General features: G+C 65.0%; 26 protein-coding genes. 13 read left to right on the plus strand and 13 right to left on the minus strand.

The features are described 5' to 3' along the window. Positions 1-875, plus strand: an 875-nt coding sequence (locus tag DH10_RS19160; protein WP_192385239.1) for an amidase, incomplete at its 5' end; no start/stop codon positions are given. A gap of 45 nt (positions 876-920) precedes the next feature. Here the strand turns inward: DH10_RS19160 and DH10_RS19165 are convergent. Continuing rightward, positions 921-1,652 (minus strand): DUF2270 domain-containing protein, encoded by a 732-nt coding sequence (locus DH10_RS19165; RefSeq protein WP_192247325.1) that lies wholly within the window; start codon positions 1,650-1,652, stop codon positions 921-923. Positions 1,653-1,759: 107 nt separating this feature from the next. Continuing rightward, on the minus strand, positions 1,760-1,966 hold the full coding sequence (locus tag DH10_RS19170; RefSeq protein ID WP_192247327.1) for a hypothetical protein: 207 nt from the start codon (positions 1,964-1,966) through the stop codon (positions 1,760-1,762). Positions 1,967-2,274: 308 nt separating this feature from the next. Here DH10_RS19170 and DH10_RS19175 point away from each other — a divergent pair, with 308 nt between their 5' ends. Together DH10_RS19175 and DH10_RS19180 are read left to right on the plus strand one after the other, a co-directional pair. Then, positions 2,275-4,554, plus strand: coding sequence for a cation:proton antiporter domain-containing protein (locus DH10_RS19175; RefSeq protein WP_192247329.1), 2,280 nt, complete (start codon positions 2,275-2,277; stop codon positions 4,552-4,554). Between the two features lie 77 nt (positions 4,555-4,631). Then, complete coding sequence (locus DH10_RS19180; protein WP_192385240.1) at positions 4,632-5,198, plus strand: GNAT family N-acetyltransferase; 567 nt, start codon at positions 4,632-4,634, stop codon at positions 5,196-5,198. A 63-nt stretch (positions 5,199-5,261) separates the two neighbouring features. Here the strand turns inward: DH10_RS19180 and DH10_RS19185 are convergent, their stop codons facing one another. Then, positions 5,262-5,573, minus strand: coding sequence for a helix-turn-helix transcriptional regulator (locus tag DH10_RS19185; protein ID WP_343221581.1), 312 nt, complete (start codon positions 5,571-5,573; stop codon positions 5,262-5,264). A 294-nt stretch (positions 5,574-5,867) separates the two neighbouring features. Here DH10_RS19185 and DH10_RS19190 point away from each other — a divergent pair, with 294 nt between their 5' ends. Then, positions 5,868-6,482, plus strand: a complete 615-nt coding sequence (locus DH10_RS19190; protein WP_192385241.1) for a LysE family translocator — start codon at positions 5,868-5,870, stop codon at positions 6,480-6,482. Positions 6,483-6,492: 10 nt separating this feature from the next. Here the strand turns inward: DH10_RS19190 and DH10_RS19195 are convergent, their stop codons facing one another. Beyond that, on the minus strand, positions 6,493-7,128 hold the full coding sequence (locus DH10_RS19195) for an ankyrin repeat domain-containing protein (protein WP_192247337.1): 636 nt from the start codon (positions 7,126-7,128) through the stop codon (positions 6,493-6,495). Positions 7,129-7,333: 205 nt separating this feature from the next. Between DH10_RS19195 and DH10_RS19200 the strand changes: the two genes are divergently transcribed. After that, entirely contained in the window at positions 7,334-7,627 is a 294-nt protein-coding gene (locus tag DH10_RS19200; protein ID WP_192247339.1) for a DUF1330 domain-containing protein, read from the plus strand. A gap of 47 nt (positions 7,628-7,674) precedes the next feature. Here DH10_RS19200 and DH10_RS19205 read toward each other — a convergent pair whose 3' ends face one another. Further along, positions 7,675-8,883, minus strand: a complete 1,209-nt coding sequence (locus DH10_RS19205; protein ID WP_192247341.1) for an MFS transporter — start codon at positions 8,881-8,883, stop codon at positions 7,675-7,677. A gap of 440 nt (positions 8,884-9,323) precedes the next feature. Between DH10_RS19205 and DH10_RS19210 the strand changes: the two genes are divergently transcribed. Next, positions 9,324-9,743, plus strand: coding sequence for a VOC family protein (locus DH10_RS19210; RefSeq protein ID WP_192247343.1), 420 nt, complete (start codon positions 9,324-9,326; stop codon positions 9,741-9,743). Between the two features lie 13 nt (positions 9,744-9,756). Here the strand turns inward: DH10_RS19210 and DH10_RS19215 are convergent, their stop codons facing one another. From DH10_RS19215 to DH10_RS19235, 5 genes are all read right to left on the minus strand, one after another. Next, entirely contained in the window at positions 9,757-10,650 is an 894-nt protein-coding gene (locus DH10_RS19215) for a carbohydrate ABC transporter permease (protein ID WP_192385242.1), read from the minus strand. Position 10,651: 1 nt separating this feature from the next. After that, positions 10,652-11,590, minus strand: a complete 939-nt coding sequence (locus DH10_RS19220; protein ID WP_192247347.1) for a carbohydrate ABC transporter permease — start codon at positions 11,588-11,590, stop codon at positions 10,652-10,654. A gap of 109 nt (positions 11,591-11,699) precedes the next feature. After that, complete coding sequence (locus DH10_RS19225) at positions 11,700-13,025, minus strand: ABC transporter substrate-binding protein (RefSeq protein WP_192247350.1); 1,326 nt, start codon at positions 13,023-13,025, stop codon at positions 11,700-11,702. A 37-nt stretch (positions 13,026-13,062) separates the two neighbouring features. After that, positions 13,063-14,139, minus strand: coding sequence for an ABC transporter ATP-binding protein (locus tag DH10_RS19230; RefSeq protein ID WP_192247353.1), 1,077 nt, complete (start codon positions 14,137-14,139; stop codon positions 13,063-13,065). A 423-nt stretch (positions 14,140-14,562) separates the two neighbouring features. Next, entirely contained in the window at positions 14,563-15,162 is a 600-nt protein-coding gene (locus tag DH10_RS19235) for a DUF922 domain-containing Zn-dependent protease (protein WP_192247356.1), read from the minus strand. A 136-nt stretch (positions 15,163-15,298) separates the two neighbouring features. Between DH10_RS19235 and DH10_RS19240 the strand changes: the two genes are divergently transcribed. The 3 genes from DH10_RS19240 (at position 15,299) to DH10_RS19250 (ending at position 17,600) form a co-directional block, all read left to right on the plus strand. Continuing rightward, positions 15,299-15,532, plus strand: coding sequence for a hypothetical protein (locus DH10_RS19240; protein WP_192247359.1), 234 nt, complete (start codon positions 15,299-15,301; stop codon positions 15,530-15,532). A 223-nt stretch (positions 15,533-15,755) separates the two neighbouring features. Then, positions 15,756-16,853 (plus strand): flavin-containing monooxygenase, encoded by a 1,098-nt coding sequence (locus tag DH10_RS19245; RefSeq protein WP_192247361.1) that lies wholly within the window; start codon positions 15,756-15,758, stop codon positions 16,851-16,853. Positions 16,854-16,970: 117 nt separating this feature from the next. Then, positions 16,971-17,600: a glutathione S-transferase family protein gene (locus DH10_RS19250; protein WP_192247364.1), complete on the plus strand. Its 630-nt coding sequence runs from the start codon at positions 16,971-16,973 to the stop codon at positions 17,598-17,600. Between the two features lie 25 nt (positions 17,601-17,625). Here DH10_RS19250 and DH10_RS19255 read toward each other — a convergent pair whose 3' ends face one another. After that, on the minus strand, positions 17,626-18,162 hold the full coding sequence (locus DH10_RS19255; RefSeq protein ID WP_192247367.1) for an Hsp20/alpha crystallin family protein: 537 nt from the start codon (positions 18,160-18,162) through the stop codon (positions 17,626-17,628). A gap of 371 nt (positions 18,163-18,533) precedes the next feature. Here DH10_RS19255 and DH10_RS19260 point away from each other — a divergent pair, with 371 nt between their 5' ends. Continuing rightward, on the plus strand, positions 18,534-18,761 hold the full coding sequence (locus tag DH10_RS19260; protein WP_192247370.1) for a hypothetical protein: 228 nt from the start codon (positions 18,534-18,536) through the stop codon (positions 18,759-18,761). A 34-nt stretch (positions 18,762-18,795) separates the two neighbouring features. Here the strand turns inward: DH10_RS19260 and DH10_RS19265 are convergent, their stop codons facing one another. Beyond that, a complete protein-coding gene (locus DH10_RS19265; RefSeq protein WP_192247373.1) occupies positions 18,796-19,803 on the minus strand; it encodes an aldo/keto reductase in 1,008 nt (335 codons plus the stop codon). 68 nt (positions 19,804-19,871) lie between these two features. Further along, positions 19,872-20,369: a GNAT family N-acetyltransferase gene (locus DH10_RS19270; protein WP_192247376.1), complete on the minus strand. Its 498-nt coding sequence runs from the start codon at positions 20,367-20,369 to the stop codon at positions 19,872-19,874. A gap of 332 nt (positions 20,370-20,701) precedes the next feature. Between DH10_RS19270 and groL the strand changes: the two genes are divergently transcribed. The 3 genes from groL to DH10_RS19285 form a co-directional block, all read left to right on the plus strand. After that, a complete protein-coding gene (gene groL, locus DH10_RS19275) occupies positions 20,702-22,330 on the plus strand; it encodes a chaperonin GroEL (RefSeq protein ID WP_192247379.1) in 1,629 nt (542 codons plus the stop codon). Positions 22,331-22,508: 178 nt separating this feature from the next. After that, the gene (locus tag DH10_RS19280; RefSeq protein ID WP_192247382.1) at positions 22,509-22,733 is read left to right on the plus strand and encodes a hypothetical protein; all 225 of its coding nucleotides are present in this window, start codon (positions 22,509-22,511) and stop codon (positions 22,731-22,733) included. A 247-nt stretch (positions 22,734-22,980) separates the two neighbouring features. Then, positions 22,981-23,608: DNA polymerase ligase N-terminal domain-containing protein (locus tag DH10_RS19285; protein WP_281423850.1), on the plus strand; the 628-nt coding region annotated here is incomplete at its 3' end.

The raw sequence follows: 23,608 nt of genomic DNA on the forward strand, positions 1-23,608 counted from the left end.
GGCTCGTGCCGCTCGAGGTCGGCAGCGACGCCGGCGGCTCGATCCGCGTGCCGGCCCATCTGTGCGGCGTCTATGGCTTCAAGCCAACGCAGGCGACGGTGCCGATCACCGGCAGCTATGCCGATCCGCCCGACATGCCGCGCTCCTTCCGCCTCCTGTTCGACATTGGGCCTTTGGCCCGCGACGTCGACGACCTCATCCTTGCGCACCGCATCATCGCCGGCGCCGACGGCCTCGACACCGAAGTTCCGCCGGTGACGACGGACGAAGCGCCGGAGCCGCCGCTGGGTGCGCTCAGAGTGGCCTTCGCGCCCGAATTTCCGGGCGTGCCGACCGCGCGCGATATCGCCGACGCGATTGCTGGCTTTGTCGGCGCGATCGAGGTCGGCGGCGCGCGAGTGGGACAGGCCTTGCCTTCACATGATTTCGACGCCGAGCGGGCGCTGTTCTCCGATCTTATCACCTGGTACTCGCAGGCCTTCCGGCAGCCGCGCGAAGCCTCGCCCTCCTTGGCCGCCTATCTTGAGGCGCTCAACCGGCGCGACGAATTCATCTTCGCCTGGGAGCGCTTCTTCGACGACTGGGATGTGCTGATCTGCCCGGCGATGATGTGCACCGCCTTCCGCCACCGCGAGATGGGGGCGCCGATCCCCGTCGACGGCATCGAGACGCCCTACTGGAGTGCGCTCAGCCACGCCTGCCGCTTCAACCTGACCGGACATCCCGCAGCCGTCATTCCGATCGGCCTCGACCGCGAGGGCCTGCCGATCGCCGCCCAGCTCGTCGGCCGCCGCCATTCGGATATGAGGCTGCTGGCAGTCGCCAAGGCGCTGGCGCGACTTACCGACGGCTTCGTCAGACCGCCGGGATTGTGATCGGGTGGAAAGGGCTGCTGGAAGATGAAGGCTGACGCCTCCGGCTCACACATGCACGTCGCCGAACGACAGCTCGCCGTCGTCGGCGCGTATCAGGAAGGCGGCGGCAAGCATCGCGAGATAGAACACCACGACGCCGCAAACCACCACGACGCCGGGGATGGGACCCAGCGTCGCCACACGGAAGGTGTCGAGGAGCGAGGCGCCGAAGCCGATCGGCGAGCCTTCGCGCGACAGGCTGGGCGTGGTGATCTTCAGCACCCAGGCGAGCATCAGGATCGTGTACATGAAGACGTAGTTGCGGCGCAGCCGCCTGATCAGCGCCGCGCGCTGCGTGATGAGGAAGCGCGGCGAGCGCAGGCCTTCGCCGAGGATTGCCAGCCAGTTGGAGGCGAAATCCGGCTGCGGCGAAAAGATCTGTGCGAAGTAATAGCGCTCGAACTGGCGCACCCGCGCCCGGTAGACGTCGAAGAAGCGATAGCGTCGCGCCTCGATCCAGAGCAGCAGCGTGATCAGAAGCATGGCGAAGAGCAGCACGCCGTGATGGGCGGAAGGCGTCGACAGCGACACCGACAGCATCGCCGCCACCACGGTGATCGCCCAGTTGCTGGTGCGGTCGAGCCGGTCGCGCCAGCCGGCCATGCGCGCGATCTCTGCGCGGTGGAAATGCGACATGGTAGTAGCGAATTCGGAAGACGTCAGCTTCAGCGCGAACGCGTCAGACCCGCGCGGCGCCGCAGCCGCCTCGGCCGGCTTTATGGTCTGGACCTGCGACATCCCCTTGCCACGCGCCTCCCGCCGTGGCCGGCCGAAACGAACCGGCCACACCCCATGCGCTGTAACGTGCGGCCGGCAAAAATGTTCCCGCCTTTCAGGCGGATAAGTCAGGATGCGATGGGAGGCAGCGCCCGCTTTGAAGCCGCCGGAAACGGCACCACTTCGGCCTCGGGCCGGGCATATTGGGCGGTCGCGACCGCCTCGATCACAAGGTCGAGCGCCGCAAGCGCCGTGCGGCTGGTCTCGTCGTCGCCGCGAAGATAGTGGCAGGCCCTGTCGAGGTGCAGGTGGGCGGCGGCAAAGTCGCTTTTCATTAGCTTCTCCTTATTGCCCGCCTTGTCTCGACCATGCGCGAGTCGCTTTACCCAAACGCAAACATCCACAATCGCATTTGAATAGAATTGTGGGCAGTCTTTCGTCGCCCCGCAAAGCGCGGGAGAGCTGTCCGCGAAGCGGACGGAAAGGGGCCGTCATAGGGCGCTCCCCCTCTCCGTCTCGGCTTCGCCAAACCACCTCTGCCCCCACTATCGTAGGGGCAAGGAAACGAGGCCTGTCGTGCAACCGATGCATATGCCAAACCGTTATGCGCAGACTTAATCGAGGGGTGCAGAAATTGTCCTTCATGTCTAATCGGCGCTGGACGATCGCGCTGAGTGCGGCGGCGCTTGCGCTGATGCCGGCCGTCGCCTGGACCGCCGAGAAGAGCGGCATGTCCAGCGAAGGTATCTTCGTTCTCGAAGTCATCCTGCTGCTCGTCGTCGGCCGCGGCATCGGCGAATTGCTGGAGCGCCTCGGCCAGCCAGCGGTGATGGGGCAACTGATGGGCGGCATCCTGCTCGGGCCCTCGCTGCTCGGCTGGCTGTGGCCCGCAGCTGAGCGCGTGGTCTTTGCTGGCGATGCCGCGCAGAAGTCGATGATCAACGCCATCGCCCAGCTGGGCGTCTTGATGCTTTTGCTGCTGACGGGCATGGAAACGGATCTGAGGCTGGTGCGACGGGTCGGCCGCGCCTGCTTTTCCATCTCCGCCGCCGGCGTCGCCGTGCCGTTCGTGCTCGGCTTCGTGGCGGCGCAGTTCATGCCGGACACGCTGCTCGCCGCGGGCAGCGAGCGCGTCGTCGCCGGCCTGTTCCTCGGCACGGCGCTGTCGATCTCCTCGGTCAAGATCGTCGCCATGGTGGTGCGCGAGATGAACTTCATGCGCCGCGACCTCGGCCAGATCATCGTCTCCTCGGCCATTATCGAAGACACGATCGGCTGGGTGATCATCGCCATCACCATCGGCATCGCCACCCACGGCCGCATCGAGGCCGGCAGCTTGGCCTTCACGCTGGCCGGCGTCGCCCTCTTCATGGCCTTTTCCTTCACGCTCGGCCGCCGCATCGTCTTCGACGCCATCCGCTGGACCAACGACACCTTCCGGAGCGAATATGCGGTCGTCACCGTCATCCTCGCCATCATGGGCGCCATGGCGCTGATCACCGACCTGATCGGCGTGCACACGGTGCTCGGCGCCTTCGTCGCCGGCATATTGGTCGGCGAGTCGCCGATCCTGTCGCGTCACATCGAGGGGCAATTGCGCGGGGTGATCACTGCACTTTTCATGCCGGTGTTCTTCGGCGTGGCGGGGCTTTCGGCCGACCTCACCGTGCTCATGGACCCTCAGCTTGCGCTGCTCACCGTTGCATTGGTGGCGATCGCCAGCCTCGGCAAGTTCGGCGGCGCCTTCATCGGCGCGGAAGCAGCCGGCATGAGCCGCGCCGAGGGCATCGCGGTCGGCTGCGGCATGAACGCGCGCGGCTCGACCGAGGTCATCGTCGCCTCGATCGGCCTGTCGATCGGCGTGCTTTCGCACAACCTCTTCACCATGATCGTCACCATGGCCGTCATCACCACCTTGGCCATGCCGCCGACGCTGCGCTGGGCGCTCGGCCGGCTGCCGATGGGCGAGGCGGAGAAGAAAAGGCTGGAGCGAGAGGAGGTCGACCTGCGCGGCTTCATCACCAATCTGGAGCGGCTGCTGGTGGTGGTCGACGAGGGCGTCGTCGGCCGCTTCGCCGCCTACCTTGCCGGTGTCATAGGCGCCGGCAAGCCGACAACCATGCTTCATACAAGCGGCGAAAGCGAAGCCGAGCCCGGCGAGGCGGCGCATCTGGACGAGATCGAGAAGGGCGCCGAGGAGGGCCGCGAGGCGGCGAAGGAAGCCGACGAGGAGTCCGCGCATGAAGTCCCGCTCACGCGCCGCCGGCACGATGCTCCGCTCTCCGCGGAGGCGGTCGCCAAGGAGGCGCGCAAGGGCTACGGCATGCTGCTCATCGGCCTCGGCCGAGCGGTGACCCCGAAGGGCGGCTTCTCGCGCCGGCTGAACGAGGTCGCGGGCGCCTTCGAGGGCCCTCTCTGTCTGGTGCTGAAGCCGGCCGGCGCCGGCCGGCAGATGCCGCGCCTTGGGCCGGGATCCGGCAAGATCCTGGTGCCGGTCAACGGCACAGCGAACGCGCGCCGCGGCGCGGAACTCGCGCTTTCCATCGCCTCTGTCACCGGCGCGCCGGTCAAGGTTCTCTATGTCGCGCGCCCCGGTCGCGACGAACCGCGCGACACCGTCTCGCATCGCCGCAGGGAGGCTGTGCTGAAGGACATTGTCGCGCTTGCCGACCGCTATGGCGTCGAGATCGAGACCGCCATCCGCAGCCGGGCTGCTGCGGCCGATGCCATTACCCGCCAGGCGGGCAGGAGCGCGGCTTTGATCGTCATGGGAGTGGCCCGGCGGCCGGGCGAGGAGCTCATCTTCGGCGAGACGACGAGCGGCGTGCTGCGGCGCTGCCCATGCCCCGTAGTGCTGATCTCCGACGCGCGGCTCCGCCGCGACGACGAGGGCAGGGAGGCGCTGCGTTCGGGAACGGGGTGACGGGTGATCTCCGCCTCGAGGGGGAGATACCAGCTTTCGCTTCAAATCGGTTATCCTCGCCGCCGGAGGAGGTGGCGATGAGCTTCAGTATTAAGCCTCTCGATATGACCACCTGGCCGCATTTCGCCGCGCTGGTCGAGCGGCACAATGGCGTGTGGGGCGGCTGCTGGTGCATGGCCTTCCATGCCAAGGGCGTCGGCGCCGCCGGTAACCGCGACGCGAAGCAGGCGCTGGTGCGCGAGGGCCGGGCGCATGCTGCGCTCGTCTTCGACGGTCCAGCCTGCGTCGGCTGGTGCCAGTTCGGCCCGACCGCCGAATTGCCGCGCATAAAACACTATCGCGCCTATCGCGAGGGGCTGGTGGCGCTGCCGGATTGGCGCATCACGTGCTTCTTCTCCGACAAGGCTTTTCGCGGCAAGGGCGTGGCCGCGGCAGCCCTTGCCGGCGCGCTGGTCGAAATCGCCTGTCTCGGCGGCGGCACGGTGGAAAGCTACCCGGAGGATACAGAAGCGCGCGCGGCGGCCGGCGCCTTCCTGCACAACGGCACGCTGGCGATGTTCGAAGCCCAGGGTTCCAGCCGCAACCGCCAGATCGGCAAGCATCGCTGGGTGGTCAAGAAGACGGTGGCGGCCGGCGGCGATTAGCGATCTCCCACCTTCCGCAATTGCAGCGCTGCCCGCGAAAAAGCCTGGCTGCGCTCCGGCTATTTATTGTCGGACGCAGGGCCCACTGGCCGCGATGATGCGCACCAGCTCCGCCTGTCGCCGCGTCTCGGTTTTTTCGAATACGTGCTGCAGGTGAGTGCGCGCGGTGGTCAGGCTGATATCGAGCTGATCTGCGACCGCCTGCAGCCCTTCGCCGCGTGCGATCGCCATCGCCACGGCGGCCTCGGCCGGGGTCAGCCGATAGAGATTGCGCAACTGGTCCGGCGCACTGTCCGGATCGGCCACGAACACGATCGCGGCGGGGCGGCCGGTCGCGAACCATGTCGACTCGATCATCAGCGGCGCTACCAGCACGCGTTCGTCGTCGCTGAGCGTGCACGATGGATCGCCATTCTGTCCCCGGGCGGTCTCGAAAGCTTTTCCCGACAGTTGCGGCGCAAGGGTTGGAGATTCCGCGCGATCTCGCAGAAATCAAAGCGATCGCGGCCCAATTCGATATGGAGATTACCGGGCCACCCTTAGGCGTCGGTGGATCATAGGCGCGGCACTGAACACTGAGGGCGAGGAACTTTGATCCGGTTGACACCGTCGCCCCGCCAACAGAATGTCGCCACGCCATCCGATCCCACCTCTAAGGACTCCACGCCAATGACATTGTCGGGCTTTGCCGCCTATTCCGGCGCGCTGGCGATCGCCGCCATCATCCCGGGGCCGCAGATCGTCGCCATCGTGGCGCAGGCGCTGCGGAGCGGCTACCGGCAGGCGGCCTGGATGACTGCCGGCATGGTGCTGGGCGACGTTCTCTACCTTGCCGCGGTGCTCGCCGGGCTTGCCTTCGTCGCCGAGACCTTCAGCTTTCTCTTGATCGTCATCAAGTGGGCGGGCGTCGCCTATCTCTGCTGGCTTGCCGTCCAGTTCTGGCGGGCGGGCGAGACGTTCGAGGCATCTGAGGCCGGCGCTGTGAAAAGCGGCGGCAACGCTTTCCTGTCCGGCGTGCTGGTCACGCTCGGCAATCCGAAATCGGTGCTGTTCTACATCTCGATCCTGCCGACGGTGGTCGACATCGGCGCGCTGTCCGCGCTCGACGTGCCGATCCTCCTGGCCATCACCGCCATCATTTTGGCCGCGGTACAGTTTCCCTTTGCGGTCGCCGGCGCCGGCACGCGGCGCAGCTTGCAGTCGCCGCGCACCACGCGCCTGTTCAACCGCGGCGCTGCCGTGTGCATGGGCGGCGCGGCGGCGACGATCGCGCTACGAAACTGAAGTCGGTTGCTCACTTGCCATCGAAGAAAGCGTGGATCGCGGCATCCAGCTTCCCGATGAGCTCAGCGTTGCGCGCGCTGCCGGCCCAGATCAGCGCGTTCAGCCGCATGTCCTTGTTGAGGAAGTTCACCTTCCGGGAGTCAAGCAAATATTCCGCGACTTCGTAGTGCCGTCCCTTGATGGCCTCTATGAGCGCGCTGTTGCGCCCCGTCTTGTCGGCCAGATTGACGTCCGCGCCACTCTCGACGAGCAGCTTGACAATATCCAGGTGCCCATTTCTTGCCGCCTCGATGAGCGGCGTTCTGCCGTAATAGTCGGCACGGGCATCGACATCGATCTGTGGGTGCCTCACCAGCGCCAGTATGCAGTCGAGATGACCCTTGGCGGCGGCCAGGCTCAAGGGCGTGCCCTTCCATTTGTTTCGAGAGTTCACCTCGATTGCGGGGTGGCCGATCAAGGTTTCGAGCACGGCAGTATGGCCATTGTGCGCGGCGAGATGCAGCGCCGACCAGCCATCTTCGTCGGCCTGGTTGATGTCGGCGCCCGTCGCCAGTTCCACGCCGACGGCCTTGGCGTCGCCCTTTTCGGCCGCGACCAGCAGGCTTGACCAGTTCCTGGCTTCTGCGGCTTCAATACCTGCGGCCACTGCAATTCCCCCAGACCAAGGCGCCGGCCTGGCCGGCATTTCAGGTGCAGCGTTGGCTCAGAGTTTCACACTCGCCGCCGTCCGGCAAATGGATTTCGCGCCAACCCTGTCAACGCGAAGTTCCATCCGGCTTTGATATGAGTGTGTGCTAATATAGCGTGTATCCTTTCAACCGCGCTTTGGCGAAGATAAGGAGGGACAAAGAATGGCCGCCTATCTGATTGCCGATGTCGATGTCACCGACATGGCCGTATTCGACGAGTACCGGCGCGAGGTGCCGGCGACCGAGGCCCGCTATGGCGGGCACTATCTGGCGCGGGGCGGCGCGACGCGGGTGCTTGAAGGCGACTGGGAGCCGCACCGCCTGGTCATCATCGAGTTTCCCGACATGACCGCGCTCACCGCTTGGTACGACTCGCCGGAGTATGAGAGGCTGAAGCAAATCCGTTTCCGCTGCGCCCATACACGCATCATAGCCCTCGAAGGGGTGTCGGCTTAGCCGTCGCTCGCCCCCGAGACAGCGGAGGCGAGCAACCCGGCTTCTGCTCACGCCATCTGCAGCCGCTGCCTGTTCGGCTGCGGCGGGAAGGCGATGGCGATGCCCGCGGCGCCGAGGCCGACCAACGCCGAGCCGATGAACAGCCAGGAATAGCTGGCATAGGCGTCGTAGATCATGCCGCCGGCAAGCGGCCCGAACGACATGCCGAGGCTGGAGAGCATCGTGGCGGCGCCGAAGACCGTGCCGATAATGCGGGGCCCGAAATATTCGCGCGCCAGGACCGCATAGAGCGGCATGACGCCGCCATAGGTGGCGCCGAAGATGACGGCTAAAACGTAGAACTGCTCGATCCGGCCGACCGCGAGATAGGCGGCGATCACCGCGGCCTGGATCGCAAGGCCGGTGATCAGCACCGGCTTGACGCCCAGCCGGTCGCCGAGGACACCATAGAGCAGGCGGCCGCCGAGTCCGGCGAGGCCCTCGACGCTGTAGATCGAGACGGCGGCCATCGGCGCCACGCCGCAGGCCATGGCATAGCTCACCATGTGGAAGATCGGGCCGGAATGCGCCGCGCAGCAGGCGAAGAACGTCATGCCCAGCACCAGGAATTGCGGCGAGCGCAACGCCTGGCCGACGCTCATGCCGGGATCGTCCGTGACAGGCGCCGGTGCACCATCGGCTGCCGCAAGCGCCGCTGGCGGCTGGCGCACCAGCAGGACGGCCGGGAGCAGAAGCACCCAGGCCATCACGCCGATGTCGAACATGGCGGTGCGCCAGTCATAAGCCGAGATCAGCCAGCGCGCGAAGGGCGAGATGGTCATCGGGGCTACGCCCATGCCGGCCGAGACCAGCGACACGGCAAGGCTGCGGTTGGTGTCGAACCAGGCGGTGGTGAGCGCGATCATCGGCGCGAAGAAGGCGCTGGCGGCGAGGCCCACGATCACGCCGTAGCTGAGCTGGAAGATCAGCAGCGAGTTGGCGCGGCTCGCCACCACCAGAGCCAGGCCAAGCAGCACCGCGCCGGCAAGCACGACGGGGCGGGCGCCGAGGCGATCATAGATTGAGCCCCAGGCGAAGCCGCCTACGCCCATCACGAGGAAGTTCAAGGTCATGGCGCTGGAAATGCCGGCGCGCGACCAGCCGGTGTCGAGCGACATCGGCTCGAGAAAGATCGCCAGCGAGAACATCGCGCCGAGCGCCACACAGGTCATCAGCGCGCCAGCCGCGACGATGACCCAACGATAGGAATGATTCATGGTTTTCTCCCATGCCATAAGGCATATCCTGTTTGATGCGGAGCACGGTTTTTCCAGGCTCACCGTGCCGCTTGCGTCCGAAGGACGCCGGAGGAGAAACCGATCCTACAATCTGGTTGCATTTTTTATCCGGATTTTCCGGGCTGATGGATATTCGGCCAGAAGGGTCGCGTTCCTTCGCGCCCCCCTCTGGCCTGCCGGCCATCTCCCCCACGGGTGGGGAGATTGGCAGCTTCGACCCGGGCGCTTTTTCCTAGCGACGTTGGAGATTGGCGAAAGGCCGCGTGACGGCTGATCTCCCCCCAAGTGGGGGAGATGGCCGGCAGGCCAGAGGGGGGCGCTGTCCCGCCGACGTCCCCAAGTGTCAGCAGACCCCGACTCCCCACATTGACCGCGCACCAGTCCCATCTAGATTTGACCCGTCAACAGGAGGCACCCCTATGGAACTCTATCGCGGCCGGCTCATCGACCATATCCAGCTTGTGGTGCGCGACCTCAAGGCGAGCCGACGCTTCTACGGCGCGGTGCTCGAGGTGCTTGGCATCGCGATCGGCGGCGAGGCCGAGGATTATTTCTGGGCGGACGAACTTTTCATCTCCAGCGCCGACAGCCGCGCGGCCCTCGGCGTGCTCACCGGCCGGCACCATTTCGCCTTCCAGGCGAAGGACCGCGCCATGGTCGATGCCTTCTACGAGGCGGGGCTTGCGGCCGGCGGCAAGGACAACGGCGCACCCGGCGAGCGCCCCTACCACCCCGGCTACTATGCCTGCTTCCTGCTCGACCCGGACGGCAACAACATCGAGGCGGTGTTCCACGGCGAGGCGAAGCGGAGCGCCGATGCGGTGGAGATCAGCTTTTAGAGCATTTCCGCTCTCATTCCTTCACCGCGCCCGTCATCGACGACACATAGTGCTCGACGAAGAAGGAATAGAGCACGCCCACCGGCAACGAGCCGATCAGCGCACCCGCCATCAGCGCTCCCCATTCATAGACGTCGGAGCGGACGAGCTCGGTGAGCACGCCGACCGGCACAGTCTTCTTCTCGGACGATTGGATGAAGGTCAGCGCGTAGATGAACTCGTTCCATGACAGGGTAAAGGCGAAGATGCCGGCCGAGATCAGGCCCGGCACCGCCAGCGGCAGCACGATCTTTGTGAGGATCTGCCAGCGGCTCGCTCCGTCGATGAGCGCGCATTCCTCCAGCTCGAACGGGATCGAGCGGAAATAGCCCATCAGCAGCCACGTGCAGAACGGGATCAGGAAGGTCGGATAGGTGAGGATCAGCGCGAACGGCGTGTCGTAGAGGCCGAGGTTGAACACCATCACCGACAGAGGGATGAACAGGATCGAGGGCGGCACGAGATAGGCGAGGAACACGGCGAGGCCGACCTGCCGCGCCCCCGAGAACCGCAGCCTTTCGATCGCATAGGCCGCAAGCACCGCGGCCGCCAGCGACAGGAAGGTTGCGGCGGTCGAAATGATGACGGTGTTGAGCAGCCAGCCCGGATAGGAGGTCTCAAAAAGCAGGTAGCGAATGTGCTCCAGTGTCGGATGCACGACCCAGAACGGATTGTAGTTCACATAGTCGGTCATCTCGACATTGGGTTTAACCGCCGTGATCGTCATCCAGTAGAACGGAAACAACAGCACGATCAGAAACACCAAGAGCGGCAGATAGACCGTCACCACTCGACGCGGCAGGCTCTGAAGGTAGCCCATGCCGCCTTCGTCGATGTCCGGGCGCTCGACTTGCTTGATCGCGGCCATGTCAGTCTCCGCCGCCTTGCTGCCACCTACGCCGTTGCAGGCCGAAATAGCTGAACAGGATCGCCGCCAGCAGGAAGGGGATCATGGCGACCGCGATTGCCGCGCCTTCGCCGAGCTGGCCGCCGGCAATGCCGCGCTGGAAGGACAATGTCGCCATCAGATGGGTGGCGTTCACCGGTCCGCCGCGGGTCAGCACATAGATCAGCTGGAAGTCGGTGAAGGTGAACAGCACCGAGAAGGTCATGGTGATGGCGATGATCGGCGTCAGCAGCGGCAGCGTCACATGGCGGAACAGCTGCCAGCGGCTGGCGCCGTCGAGGGTGGCGGCCTCGTAGAGCGATTGTGGGATGGTCTGCAGGCCGGCAAGCAGCGTGATGGCGACGAACGGGATGCCGCGCCAGACATTGGCCGCGATGACGGAAGCGCGCGCATTGGTCGGATCGCCGAGGAAGTTGATCCGGTGGTCGATCAGTCCCATCTGCTGCAGCGCCCAGGACAGGATCGAGAACTGCGAGTCGTAGATCCACCAGAAGGCGATGGCCGACAGCACCGTGGGCACCACCCAGGGCAGTAGGACGATCGCGCGGAAGAACGATTTGAAGGGCAATTTCTCGTTGAGGATGAGCGCCAGCCAGAGGCCGAGTATGAACTTCAGGATCGACGCGCTTATCGTGTAGAGCAGGGTGTTGAAGACGGAGAGCCAGAAGACGCCGTCGCTCCACAGATATTGATAGTTCTCGATGCCAATGAAGATGCCGGGACGGCCGATGCGGGCATCGGTGAAGCCGAGCCAGACACCGAGCCCGAGCGGATAGGTGAGAAACACCAAGAGCAGCGCCGCCGCCGGCAGCATGAAGCCGAAGCCAAGCGCGTTCCGGCTTTCGGCCAGACGCGCCAGAATCGAAGAACGCGGCTGAACGGCAACGGATGGCACGGCCATGGAGCGGCTCCTTACGAGGTCTCGTTGATCGGCCGAGCGGCCGCCCTGCGCTTCCGGAAGGGTCGGACAGCGCGGGCGCGGCTGCCCGGCCCAGCGGTGATCGATATGATCAAACGCGGTAGTACCGGTTGGCGCGCTTCTCCGCCTCTTCCATCGCCTCCTGCGGTGTGGCCTGGCCCGTCACGGCCTTGGCGAACATGTCGACCAGAACGTAGTCGGCCATGGTCGCCGCCGAGGCGTAGCCGAGCGGCCCGGCATAGCCGTTGGGACGCAGCGTCGCCGAGGCTTTCGCGTAAGCCGCATTGTTCGGGTCGGCCTTCCACACCGGGTTGTTGTCGAAGGCCTTCAGCGTCTGGCAGCAATAGCCGGCCGACGACGTGATCCAGTCCGACATCTGCGGGTCCTCGAACATGAACTGCAGATAGGCTTTGGCCGCGTTGGGGTAGGGCGTGTAGTTGAAGATGACGGCCGTGGTCACCTGGAACAGCTCGACCGATTTCCCGACGGGACCGATCGGCAGGTTGGTCGTGCGCATGTCCTTGGCGATTTCGGTCAGTTTCGGATCCTTGTCCTTGTTGACCTTGGCCGTGTTGTAGACGGAAATGCCGTTGGCGATGACGCTCACTTCGCCGGCCAGGAAGGCGCGGTTGTTGTTCACGTCGAGCCAGCTTTCGGTGCCGGGAATGAAGGTCTTGTAGAGCTCCTGCGCGTATTCGATCGCCTTCAGCGTCTCGGGGCTATTGATCGTGACCTTGCCCTTCTCGTCGACCATCTGGCCGCCATGGCTCCACAGCAGCCAGTGAGCGTAGTTGTTGCCGTCGCCGACGCCATGGCCGTGCGTGAAGCCGGCCGGATGCCCCTTCGCCTTCAGCGCCTTGCAAAGCTCGAGGAAGCCCGCCGTGTCCTTCGGGAATTCCGAGAAGCCGGCCTCCTTCACCCAGCTTTCGCGATAGACGATGGCGTTGCCGATGGTGGCCAGAGGCAGGCCGAGGAATTTGCCCTCGCGCGTCGCATACTGCTTCGGGCCGTCGTGCCACCCGCCATACTTCTTGCCGAGATAGTCGCCCAGCTCCGTCACGTCGAGCAGCTTGTCGGGATACTGGTGCGGGTCGTCGAACCAGACGAGCATCAGGTCGGGGCCGGAGCCGACATTGGCGGCGACCGCCGCCTTGGGCCGGATGTCCTCCCAGCTCTCCTTGTCGACGCGGACCTCCACGCCCGTCGCTTCGGTGAACCGCTTCGTATTTTTGAGCCACTGGTCCTCGTCGCCCTGCACGAAAGGCGACCAGCGCAGCAGCCTGAGCTTCGCGCCTTCCTCCGGCTTGTAGGTCAGGCCCTCTTGCGCGAAGGCGCTCGAGCCGACGAAACGGCTGCCCAAGGCTCCGGCGGCCGCGCCGGCGGTCGTGCGGATCACGTCGCGTCTGGTGAACTTCATGCTCGTTTCCTCCTGTTTGTTTCCTTGTTGCGTAGCTCTAGCGCGCCGCTTCGATCCGCTGGCCCGTCTCGCCGTGGAACAGATGGATGGGGCCAGGCTCGACCGACAGCCGGATGGTTTCTCCCGGCGCGAAGGAATGGCGTTCCCGGAAATTGGCGACGATGTCCTCGCCGCCGGCCGTCCGGCCGATGATCTGCACTTCCGAGCCGGTCGGCTCGATCACCACGACCGTGACCGGAATGCCGTCGTCGGCCAGCCGCAGGTGCTCGGGCCGTACTCCGAGCACAATGGCTTCGCCGTTGCCGATCGAAGGTGGTTTCGGCAAAGACAGGGAAACGCCTCCCGCGCCCCGGAAAGAAGGCGCGCCATCGTTGGCGAATGTGCCCTTGAGCATGTTCATGGCGGGCGAGCCGATGAAGCTCGCGACGAACAGGTTGTTCGGCCGGTCGTAGAGTTCGAGCGGCGGCCCGATCTGCTCGACGACGCCGTCATGCATGACCACGATCTTGTCGGCCATGGTCATGGCCTCGATCTGGTCGTGGGTGACATAGACCGTCGTCGTCTTCAGCCGCTGGTGCAACTCCTTGATCTCGGCGCGCATCTGAACCCTGAGCTTGGCGTCGAGATTAGAGAGCGGCTCGTCGAACAGGAACACCTGCGGATCGCGCACGATCGCCCGGCCCATGGCGACGCGCTGGCGCTGGCCGCCCGAAAGCTGGCGCGGATAGCGCGACAAAAGCGGAACCAGCCCGAGGATTTCGGCCGCCCGCTTCACCCCGGCATCGCTTTGCGCCTTGGGGACTCCCTTGAGCATGAGCGAGAACGCCATGTTCTCGGCGACCGTCATGTGCGGATAGAGCGCGTAGTTCTGGAAGACCATGGCCACGTCGCGCTCCTTCGGCGCAACGTCGTTGACGATGCGGCTGCCGATCGAGATATGGCCGCGCGAGATTTTTTCCAGGCCGGCAATCATCCGAAGAAGCGTCGATTTTCCGCAGCCCGAGGGCCCCACAAGCGTGACGAACTCGCCGTCTTCTATATCGACGCTGACGCCATGCAGGATCTCGGTGGCCCCGAAAGATTTGTAGACATTGCCAATCGCGACAGACGCCATCGAATTCCTCCCGATGGTCCCTGCGAGGTCTCGCCGGGAGCCGTTTCTATCAGGCGTGGCTGAAACGGATGCCGGCAGGCATCCACCACTGGCGTCGGCGACGTTTGCCCCAGCTCCCCCCGGGTCACGCGACTGTGAAACGGTAGCGCTACCAAATCCGCCTGTAAAGCGGCGGCGCGCAGGCTTATACTTTCGTCGCTGATGACAGATGAGCCAAGCCTGTCTCAAGGCGAAGTCAAGCCGGGCCGTGCGCCGACAACTCGTCGAATGGCGGCCGATTAAACATTAGCGATTACTAAGATACTAGATCTGCACCTGCCCGAGAAATTCTGACTCGTCGGCGGAATGGAGATTGGCTGCTCGTGCTTCCGTTGTAGCTCTGCTCGCCGCGGCGGGTAGGCCGCCGCAGCCGCTTGGTCCCTCTTACCCGCCGATCAAAAACGCTGCGATCAGCTTCTGCAAATTCCCGCCCTGGCCGAACTCGACGTTGTCGAAGTCGCGGCTGGCCTGGCGCTGCGCTTTGGAGAGCTGGTCGAGATATTGTGTCAGCCCGACCCTGATCTTCTTGCAACCGGGGTCGTCGGCGACGGTGAGGCCAATGCTGAAAGCGACGATCTTGTCCACCATGTCGACGATGCCGGCGCCGTGCACCTTCTCATGCGCGGCGAGCCCATCGGCAAACGCATTCCAGCGCGCCTGCACGCCGGGGGCAAGTTTCCCGGCGGGTTTGGGCAGCGTATAGGTGATGATGAGTTTTGGCCGCGCCGACTTCAGCACGCAGGCGCCGCCCTGCGGCCGGTAGTCCCGCTGCCAGGTCAGCTTGAAGAAAGTGTGCGCGATCGCCCGCCGCTCGTTGCCGGCCGAGTCCTTGCCGATCACCGGACCTTTCTCGCCGATCGAGACATAGAGCTCCTCCACCGTTTGCCCCGAGATTGCATAGGTCTCGATTTTCTCGACCGGCTTCCAGTCGGCGGAGGCCGGCGTGGCGAGCAGCAGGGCGGAAAGCAGCAGGGCGGGTTTCATGAGGACTCTGTAGGATCGCGGGCGAGGCTTCGTGCATAGCGGTTGTCGGCGCGGGAGCAAAGATGGCGGCGGCGTCGGACCCCGCTCCACCCGCCCGCCGTTTCCTTGGCATCGTTCCGACCCAGGGGAGACAAGGATGACCCGCAACGAGATCATTTCCGTTCTTGGCCCGGTCGATGAGGCCGTGATCGCCGACATCGCGCTCACCGGTGCCAGCCTCGAGGAATTGCGCGAGGCCTTTGCTTGGATCGGCGCCGACGAGGCGCTGGTGAACGAGGGCCACGCGATGCCGGGCGCCAGGGTGGCACGGCTGATCGAGATTCTGGAACCGCCCGAAGACGAGCCCGAGGTGCCTAGCGGGATGCAGTAGCGCCGGCGCCCGTGGGGAGAAAGCGATTTCAACATTTTAGCGAAGCTGGTGTTGGAAATCGCAAGAGAGGGGGCTGGGCGGTGACCCTGGAGGGTGGCGAGATAACACCGCCTCGCTCGGTCCGGCATCTTCGCCGTCGAGAGAGAAGGATAGGTGATTTCCCCTACTTGCTCCTCCGTCACCTCGGGCATAGCTTCTTCCCGCCTTGGGGGAGGAGGCTATCTTGGACACCAACGTCGTCATTGTCGGCGCCGGGCCGGCGGGTCTGGCCGTCGGCGCCTGCCTGAAACAGGCAGGGGTTGATTTCACCATTCTGGAAAAGGCCAGCGAGGTGGCGCCGGCCTGGCGGCGGCATTACCGGCGGCTGCATCTGCACACGGTGAAGTCCTTTTCGTCGCTGCCTTTTGTGCCGTTCCCCAAAAACCATCCCCGCTACGTTCCGCGCGAAAAAGTGGTCGCCTATCTCGATGCCTATGCCGAGCGTTTTGGCCTCAAGCCACGTTTCGGCGTCAGCGTGAAATCGATCCGCCGCGCGGGCGAAGGACTCTTGATCGAGACCGATGCCGGCGAGATCACCGCCCGCAAGGTCGTCGTCGCCACCGGCAACAATGCCGAGCCCGTCGTGCCGACCTTCCCCGGCATCGAGGTGTTCAAGGGAGAGGTGCTGCACAGCGCCGCCTACACCGAAGCGGCGCCCTATACGGCCAAGAACGTGCTGGTCGTCGGCATGGGCAACACCGGCGCCGAGATCGCGCTCGACCTTGCCGAAAGCGGCGCCCGTCCGACGATCTCGGTGCGCAAGGGCGTCCACATCGTGCCGCGCCAGCTCTTCGGCGTGCCGATCCAGATGGTCGACATCGCCAGCCGGCCGATGCCGCAGGCGCTGAACGACTGGATGTTTCCAAAAATCCTCGACCTGGCGTTGGGCAGGCTCGACAGATACGGTATCGTCCGGCCGAAGGACGGCATCCTCAAGCAGATCGACGCCGGGCGTATTCCCGTCATCGATGTCGGCACGGTGGCGGCGATCAAGGCGGGCAGGATCGGCATCCTGCCCGACATCGTCCGCTTCACCGGGGATGGCGCCAAGTTCGCCCACGGGCAGGAGAAAAATTTCGACGCTGTGATCTTCGCCACCGGCTACCGGCCAGGCTATGACGGCTTCCTGCCGGCGGAGCTCAGGCCTGGGAAAAGCGGGGTGAATGCCGGCGCCTCGCAGCTCGGCGTCTATCTCGTCGGCTTCTACAATCCGGTCACCGGCCTGCTGCGCGAGATCGGCATCGAGGCACAGGCCGTGGCGAAGGATATTGCGGGGCGGTGAGGGCGGCTGCGGCGCAAATGGCATAAGCCGAGTTCCTTGATCGCCGCGCGGCATAAATCGGGTGGCACCCCTCATCACTCCATGCCAATCCAATCCCAGTCAACCGGGGACCTAGCCATGCTCACGCTCTACGATTATCTGCCGTCGCAAAACGCCTGGAAGGTGCGCGTCTTGCTGGGGCTGCTCGGCATCGCTTACGAAACCCGGCAGGTGTCGATCTTCGAGGGCGAGAGCCACACGGAGGACTTTCTCAAGCTCAATCCGGCCGGCGCCGTCCCGGTGCTTGGCCTGGAGAATGGCGAGGCGATCGCCGAGTCCGACGCCATCCTCGTCTACCTCGCTGAGGGCACGCCCTTTCTGCCGGCGGACCGCTTTTCCCGCGCCAAGGTCATGCAGTGGCTATTCTTCGAGCAGTATCATGTCGAGCCGGTCATCGGCTCGCTGCGCTTCTGGACGCTGACCGGGCGGCTGGAGCGCAACCAGGCGATGGTTGCCGGCAAACGCGAGGCGGGCGCCCGCGCGCTTGGCGCTCTCGAACGCAGCCTGCAAGATACGCCGTTCCTCGTCGGCGGCTCGCTCACCGTCGCCGATATCGCCGTCTATGCCTACAGCCACCGAGCCGAGGATTGCGGCTTTGCGCTCGCCGATTATCCGGCGGTCAGCGCCTGGATCGATCGGGTGAGCGACGCGATTGGCACGGGTTATCCGGCGCATCCCTATAGCGTCGACCCGCATTCGGGCGGCTGAGCCATGCAACCGGGATCCGGCACAGTCAATGCTTGCTCTTGCCGGAACTCGGGGCGGCGCCGCTGATCGGGATGCGCTTGGCCTTGGCCTGGGCGCGCTGGCTCTTCGGCAGCGTCACCGTGAGCACGCCGTTGTGGAAGGCCGCGTTGACCTTGTCTTCCTCGACCTCGGCGCCGATCGGAATGCGCCGCTCGAAGCGCCCGTAGAAGCGCTCGGAGAACTGCCTGTCCTTGTCCTCGCTCTCCGACCGCTTCTCGCCGCGCAACGTCAGCACGCCGTCGTCGAGCGTCACTTCGATGTCCTTCTCCTCCATGCCGGGGACTTCCGCCATGACGCGGATTTCGCTGCCGGTATCGGAGATTTCGAGGCTCGGCCATCCGGGACGCCCGCCATAGGCGCCGCCGACCGAGGGCAGTCCGACGCCGAAGCCGCGGAACGCGTCGTCGAACAGGCGGTTCATCTCGCGGTGCAGCGCCATGAACGGATCGCGATCGCCCTCGCGATAGAATCCGGGAACCTGATTGCCTTCCCTGGCCCAGGGAATGAGATCACGAATTGCCATTTCAATTCCTCCTTTTTGGCACGGCGATGCGGGTGCGACGGTGCCGGACAGCCTTTGGCTGTGCGTTTCGCCGGACCGGTTGTTCAGCGCGCCGGCGGCGCCCGGAATGCAGCCTTGCATGTCTGGCGCTCGCACGAGATCGGCAAAAATCGATCTGGAGGCCGTCCGGCCGAAGTCAAGGCTCGCCTTGTCGGCGCACCCCGGGTTTTTCTCCATGCCCGTTACGGCGCCGCCGGATGCCTGGAACGGAAGCGCGGGGCACGCGTTTCGGAATTGCGTGAAAAACATGACTAGAGCAGCGTGCCGGCGCCGTCCCGGCGCCGATCTTTGCGGCCTGCTTTCCGGCAACACAGGCAAATGGAGACCAGGAAATGGTTCGCACCGTCGCCATAGCAATCCTCGCCGCCGGCTTCATCGGCCTTCCCGCCATGGCAGCGGAGGAATACTGGGTCGCCAGGGATGCCGTCTCGAAGCAGTGCGAGATTGTGCCGAAGAAGCCCGACGGAACGCTTGTCATCGATCTCGGCAAGAAGAAATACGCCAGCGAGGGCGAGGCCAGAAAGGCCATGGAGGCGTTGCCGGATTGCAAGAAGAAGTAGCGCCGATTTCCCCCTTGAGGGGGATTAGAGCCCCCTACCGGTCCACCATCGACATCGTCCGCTCGTTATACCTCGGCCCTGACACCTTGTCGGGCGAGAGCGCCATGTCGAGCCCGAGCATCTCGGTGGCGTCGAGCTCGATGTCGGCCGCCGCGACATTTTCCTCCAGATAGGTCCGCCGTTTGGTGCCGGGGATCGGCACAATGTCGATGCCGAATTCCGGACCCTTGGCGAGCAGCCACGCGATCGCCACCTGGCCGGGCTTCACGCCCTTGGCGTCGGCGATGTCGCGCACGGCGGTGGCCGCGGCGACATTGGCGTCGAAATTCTCGCCCTGGTAGCGTGGGTCGCCGCGCCTGAAATCGCCCTCCGGATACTCTTCCGCGCGCTTGACGTCGCCGGCGAGGAACCCGCGGCCGAGCGGCGCGAATGGCACCAAGCCGATGCCGAGCTCCACAAGCGCCGGGATGATCTCGGGCTCGAGGTTGCGCTCCCACAGCGAGTATTCGCTCTGCAGCGCCGAGACCGGATGCACGGCATGCGCGCGGCGGATGTTGGCGATGCCCGCTTCCGACAGGCCGAAGAAGCGCACCTTGCCTTCCGCCACCAGTTCGCCGACGGTGCCGGCGACATCCTCCATCGGCACCGCGGGGTCGACGCGATGCTGGTAGAGCAGGTCGATGCGGTCGGTGGCGAGCCGTTGCAGCGAGGCATCCACCACCTCGCGGATATGCTCCGGGCGGCTGTCGCGCCCCGTTCCATCCTGCTTGCCGTCGACGATGCGGAAGCCGAATTTCGTCGCGATCGTCACCTGATCGCGCCGCCCTTTCAGGGCGCGGCCGAGCAATTCCTCGTTGATGAAAGGCCCGTAGACCTCGGCCGTGTCGAGGAAGGTGCAGCCGAGCTCGATCGCCCGGTGGATCGTCGCGATCGACTCCGCCTCGTCTGCCGGCCCGTAGGACTGGCTCATGCCCATGCAGCCGAGGCCGATGGCCGAGACGACGAGCCCCTGGCTCCCGAGTTTCTGCTTGCCCAGGCTCATGCGTCTTGCTCCGGCCGAATTTGCAACCCGGCTAAATTATAGGGCCGTGACGGAACACGTCCAGCGCCTCAAGCCCTCGGCAGCAGCCGGCGCATGATCAGCGAGGCATGACCGCCGACGCCATGCGCGGCCGGGCGGCGCTCGGCCACCTCGAAGCCGTGCTTGCGGTAGAAGGCGACCGCCCGGTCGTTGCCCTCGATCACCTCCAGCGCTATGCTGGGAATGCCGGCATGAGCGGCAAGCACGGCATGCAAAAGGTCGACGGCAAGCCCGCTGCCGAACTCTTCCGGTTCGATGTGGAGGCGATCGAGCACGACATCGCCTTTCTCGTCCATCGCCGCCATGGCGTAGCCCGCGATCGAGCCGTCGGTCCGCTCGGCGACGAAAGACATCTTGTTGTCGTCCTCGAGTTCGGCCGCGAGTTTTTCCGGCGCATGCTTCTCGTCGGACAGCCGGGCCGTGTTTTCCTCCCCCATGATCGGCGCATAGGTCCGCCGCCAGGATTGGCCGAGCAGCCGCGAGACAGCGGCCAGATCCTCTTTCGCCATTGCCCTGATCTGGACCATTGCCATCTCCCTCATTCGCCGGCGCAACGTGACGCGGCCCACTACTGCAGCCCGCGCGCCTGCCTGGCAAGGGCCGGTCGACAATTGCCGGGCCCATCTGAACGAGCTGATGAGGCGAAGTGTTCCGATACTGCGCCGCACGAGTCCGCCCGCTCTCGAAATCGCCCGTTCTTGCGCCCGCGCGATCCTGAATAACGCCGTGATTACAGTGCGTTGAAGTCGGGCAGGGTCGAAAAATTCCCGGCTGCCGCCCTTGAAACCCCTCGGTGCCAAGCTAGTTCGATAGAACATGCGAGCCCTTGCAGGAGAAGGCTCGCGGAGGGAGGGTTTCAATGGCTGCCAAGGAAGTAAAATTCCACACCGAAGCTCGCGACAAGATGCTGCGTGGCGTCGATATTCTGGCCGACGCGGTTAAGGTGACGCTCGGCCCCAAGGGTCGCAACGTCGTCATCGAGAAGTCGTTTGGCGCGCCGCGCATCACCAAGGATGGCGTGACCGTGGCGAAGGAAATCGAACTGGTCGACAAATTCGAGAATATGGGCGCGCAGATGGTGCGCGAGGTGGCGTCGAGAACCAGCGACATTGCCGGCGACGGCACCACCACCGCCACGGTGCTGGCCCAAGCCATCGTCCAGGAAGGCAACAAGGCGGTTGCCGCCGGCATGAACCCGATGGATCTGAAACGCGGCATCGACAGGGCCGTCGAAGTGATCGTCGCCGAGCTCAAGGCCAATGCCCGCAAGGTGACCCGCAACGACGAGATCGCCCAAGTCGGCACCATCTCGGCCAACGGCGACGCCGAGATCGGCCGCTTCCTGGCCGAAGCGATGCAGAGGGTCGGCAATGAAGGTGTCATCACCGTCGAGGAGGCCAAGACCGCCGAGACCGAGCTCGAGGTCGTCGAGGGCATGCAGTTCGACCGCGGCTATCTTAGCCCTTACTTCATCACCAACCAGGATAAGATGCGTGCCGATCTCGAGGAGCCCTATCTCCTGATCCACGAGAAGAAGCTGTCCAATTTGCAGGCGCTGCTGCCGATCCTGGAGGCGGTGGTGCAGTCGGCCAAGCCGCTTCTGATCATCGCCGAGGATGTCGAGGGCGAAGCGCTGGCGACGCTGGTCGTCAACAAGCTGCGTGGCGGCCTGAAGGTCGCCGCCGTCAAGGCGCCGGGATTCGGCGATCGCCGCAAGGCGATGCTGGAGGACATCGCCATCCTCACCGGCGGCCAGGTCATCTCGGAGGATCTCGGCATCAAGCTGGAGAATGTCACGCTGGAGATGCTCGGCCGCGCACGGCGGATCACTGTCGAGAAGGAGAACACCACCATCGTCGACGGCGCCGGGGCCAAGCCCGAGATCCAGGGCCGCGTCGCCCAGATCAGGCAGCAGATCGAGGAAACCACCTCCGACTACGATCGCGAGAAACTGCAGGAAAGGCTGGCCAAGCTCGCCGGCGGCGTCGCTGTCATCCGCGTCGGCGGCTCGACTGAGGTCGAGGTTCGGGAGCGCAAGGATCGTGTCGACGACGCGCTGCACGCCACCCGCGCGGCGGTCGAGGAAGGCATCCTGCCCGGCGGCGGCGTGGCGCTGCTGAGAGCCGCGAAGGCGCTCGACGCTGCCACCGCCGACAATCCCGATCAGAAGACCGGCATCGAGATCGTGCGCCGCGCGCTGGAAACGCCGGTGCGCCAGATCGCCGAGAACGCGGGCGCCGAGGGCTCGATCATCGTCGGCAAACTGCGCGAGAACGGGCAATTCTCTTTCGGCTGGAACGCGCAGACCGGCGATTACGGCGACCTCTACGGCCAAGGTGTGATCGACCCGGTCAAGGTGGTGCGCACCGCCCTGCAGGACGCCGCCTCCATCGCCGGGCTGTTGGTCACCACCGAGGCGATGGTGGCGGAAAAGCCGAAGAAGGAGACCCGTTCCGCAATGCCTCCGGGGGCGGGAATGGACTATTAGGGCAGCGGCCATGGCTGGCTAAGCAGCCCGCGCCTCGCGGATTGCGAAGCCGGGAGGCTTCGCAATCTATCGTGTTGCAGGCGTGATCGCCGCCAGCTGCGCCAAATTGACTCATTCGCCGCTCTCCGCCATCCTTATAGGCGCCGCCTTTGATCGGCAGCGTGTACAGAGTGAGGCCATGGCCAGTCCCGTCGCCAGAGAAAATTCCCGCCGCGCCGCGGTGAAAAAGGCGCTCGACCGCCACAAGATCTATGTCACCGCGCAGAGCTTTTCCGGCGGCACTTACAGCGCGCGCGTGCTGGTCGATGGCGAGGCCTATTGGGTCGATGAGTTCCGGCTGGCGCAACTCAGGCAAGGGCTTTCGCCCGCCGAGCTGGAACTGACGCCGGCTGCCGACGATTGAGTATTTGAGGATGACAACTGAGAGGCTGGCGGGACAGTACCCCCCTCTGTCCTGCCGGACATCTCCCCCACAAGGGGGGAGATCAGATGTCGCCGCCGCTTTCGCCCATCGCGAACGTTTTAGGGGGAGTGCCGGCGTTCGAACTGCCAATCTCCCCACTAGAGGGGGAGATGTCCGGCAGGACAGAGGGGGGCGCGAAGGAACGCAGCCTTTGCGATTGTCTGCTCTGCGCTTTGGCATCTGACCCATGCCCTCCAAACTCAAATCCTACCGTGCCAAGCGCGAATTCAGCCGGACACCAGAGCCGGCGGACGGACTGGCAGGCGAGGGCGGCAACCGCTTCGTCGTCCACAAGCACCATGCCACGGCCGACCATTACGACCTGCGCCTGGAGGTGGGAGGTGTCCTGAAAAGCTGGGCGGTGCCGCGCGGCCCCTCGCTCAACCCCGCCGACAAGCGCCTCGCCGTCGAGACCGAGGACCATCCGATCGAATATATCGACTTCGAGGGCGTCATTCCCGAAGGCGAATATGGCGGCGGGCCGATGATCGTCTGGGACACCGGCACCTGGGCGCCGATGGAGGATGTCGAGAAAAGCCTGCGCACTGGCGCCTTCAAGTTCCGGCTGGCCGGGCAGAAGCTCAACGGCGGCTGGATGCTGACCAGGCTGAAGCCGAAGCCCGGCGAGGACGAGAACAAGAAAAACTGGCTGCTGTTCAAGGAGCGTGACCTCGCCTCCGACACCAGTCTCGACATTCTCGAGGCGCGCCCGGAAAGCGTGAAGTCGGGCCGCCGCATCGAGGAGCTGGTGGCGCCGCCGAAGAAGCCGCAGCGCCTGCCGCCGAAGCCTGGCTCGCTGAAGCCCGGCGCGCTGC

Origin of the sequence: Mesorhizobium silamurunense, from assembly GCF_014843825.1 — a bacterium.
Lineage (GTDB): Bacteria > Pseudomonadota > Alphaproteobacteria > Rhizobiales > Rhizobiaceae > Mesorhizobium > Mesorhizobium silamurunense.

Excerpts from the sequence above, each read along its gene's own strand:
- DH10_RS19165 (WP_192247325.1), bottom strand. The coding sequence starts at position 1,652 with ATGTCGCAGGTCCAGACCATAAAGCCGGCCGAGGCGGCTGCGGCGCCG.
- DH10_RS19170 (WP_192247327.1), bottom strand. The coding sequence starts at position 1,966 with ATGAAAAGCGACTTTGCCGCCGCCCACCTGCACCTCGACAGGGCCTGC.
- DH10_RS19175 (WP_192247329.1), top strand. The coding sequence starts at position 2,275 with ATGTCTAATCGGCGCTGGACGATCGCGCTGAGTGCGGCGGCGCTTGCG.
- DH10_RS19180 (WP_192385240.1), top strand. The coding sequence starts at position 4,632 with ATGAGCTTCAGTATTAAGCCTCTCGATATGACCACCTGGCCGCATTTC.
- DH10_RS19190 (WP_192385241.1), top strand. The coding sequence starts at position 5,868 with ATGACATTGTCGGGCTTTGCCGCCTATTCCGGCGCGCTGGCGATCGCC.
- DH10_RS19200 (WP_192247339.1), top strand. The coding sequence starts at position 7,334 with ATGGCCGCCTATCTGATTGCCGATGTCGATGTCACCGACATGGCCGTA.
- DH10_RS19205 (WP_192247341.1), bottom strand. The coding sequence starts at position 8,883 with ATGAATCATTCCTATCGTTGGGTCATCGTCGCGGCTGGCGCGCTGATG.
- DH10_RS19210 (WP_192247343.1), top strand. The coding sequence starts at position 9,324 with ATGGAACTCTATCGCGGCCGGCTCATCGACCATATCCAGCTTGTGGTG.
- DH10_RS19215 (WP_192385242.1), bottom strand. The coding sequence starts at position 10,650 with ATGGCCGCGATCAAGCAAGTCGAGCGCCCGGACATCGACGAAGGCGGC.
- DH10_RS19220 (WP_192247347.1), bottom strand. The coding sequence starts at position 11,590 with ATGGCCGTGCCATCCGTTGCCGTTCAGCCGCGTTCTTCGATTCTGGCG.
- DH10_RS19225 (WP_192247350.1), bottom strand. The coding sequence starts at position 13,025 with ATGAAGTTCACCAGACGCGACGTGATCCGCACGACCGCCGGCGCGGCC.
- DH10_RS19230 (WP_192247353.1), bottom strand. The coding sequence starts at position 14,139 with ATGGCGTCTGTCGCGATTGGCAATGTCTACAAATCTTTCGGGGCCACC.
- DH10_RS19235 (WP_192247356.1), bottom strand. The coding sequence starts at position 15,162 with ATGAAACCCGCCCTGCTGCTTTCCGCCCTGCTGCTCGCCACGCCGGCC.
- DH10_RS19240 (WP_192247359.1), top strand. The coding sequence starts at position 15,299 with ATGACCCGCAACGAGATCATTTCCGTTCTTGGCCCGGTCGATGAGGCC.
- DH10_RS19250 (WP_192247364.1), top strand. The coding sequence starts at position 16,971 with ATGCTCACGCTCTACGATTATCTGCCGTCGCAAAACGCCTGGAAGGTG.
- DH10_RS19255 (WP_192247367.1), bottom strand. The coding sequence starts at position 18,162 with ATGGCAATTCGTGATCTCATTCCCTGGGCCAGGGAAGGCAATCAGGTT.
- DH10_RS19260 (WP_192247370.1), top strand. The coding sequence starts at position 18,534 with ATGGTTCGCACCGTCGCCATAGCAATCCTCGCCGCCGGCTTCATCGGC.
- DH10_RS19265 (WP_192247373.1), bottom strand. The coding sequence starts at position 19,803 with ATGAGCCTGGGCAAGCAGAAACTCGGGAGCCAGGGGCTCGTCGTCTCG.
- DH10_RS19270 (WP_192247376.1), bottom strand. The coding sequence starts at position 20,369 with ATGGTCCAGATCAGGGCAATGGCGAAAGAGGATCTGGCCGCTGTCTCG.
- groL (WP_192247379.1), top strand. The coding sequence starts at position 20,702 with ATGGCTGCCAAGGAAGTAAAATTCCACACCGAAGCTCGCGACAAGATG.
- DH10_RS19280 (WP_192247382.1), top strand. The coding sequence starts at position 22,509 with ATGGCCAGTCCCGTCGCCAGAGAAAATTCCCGCCGCGCCGCGGTGAAA.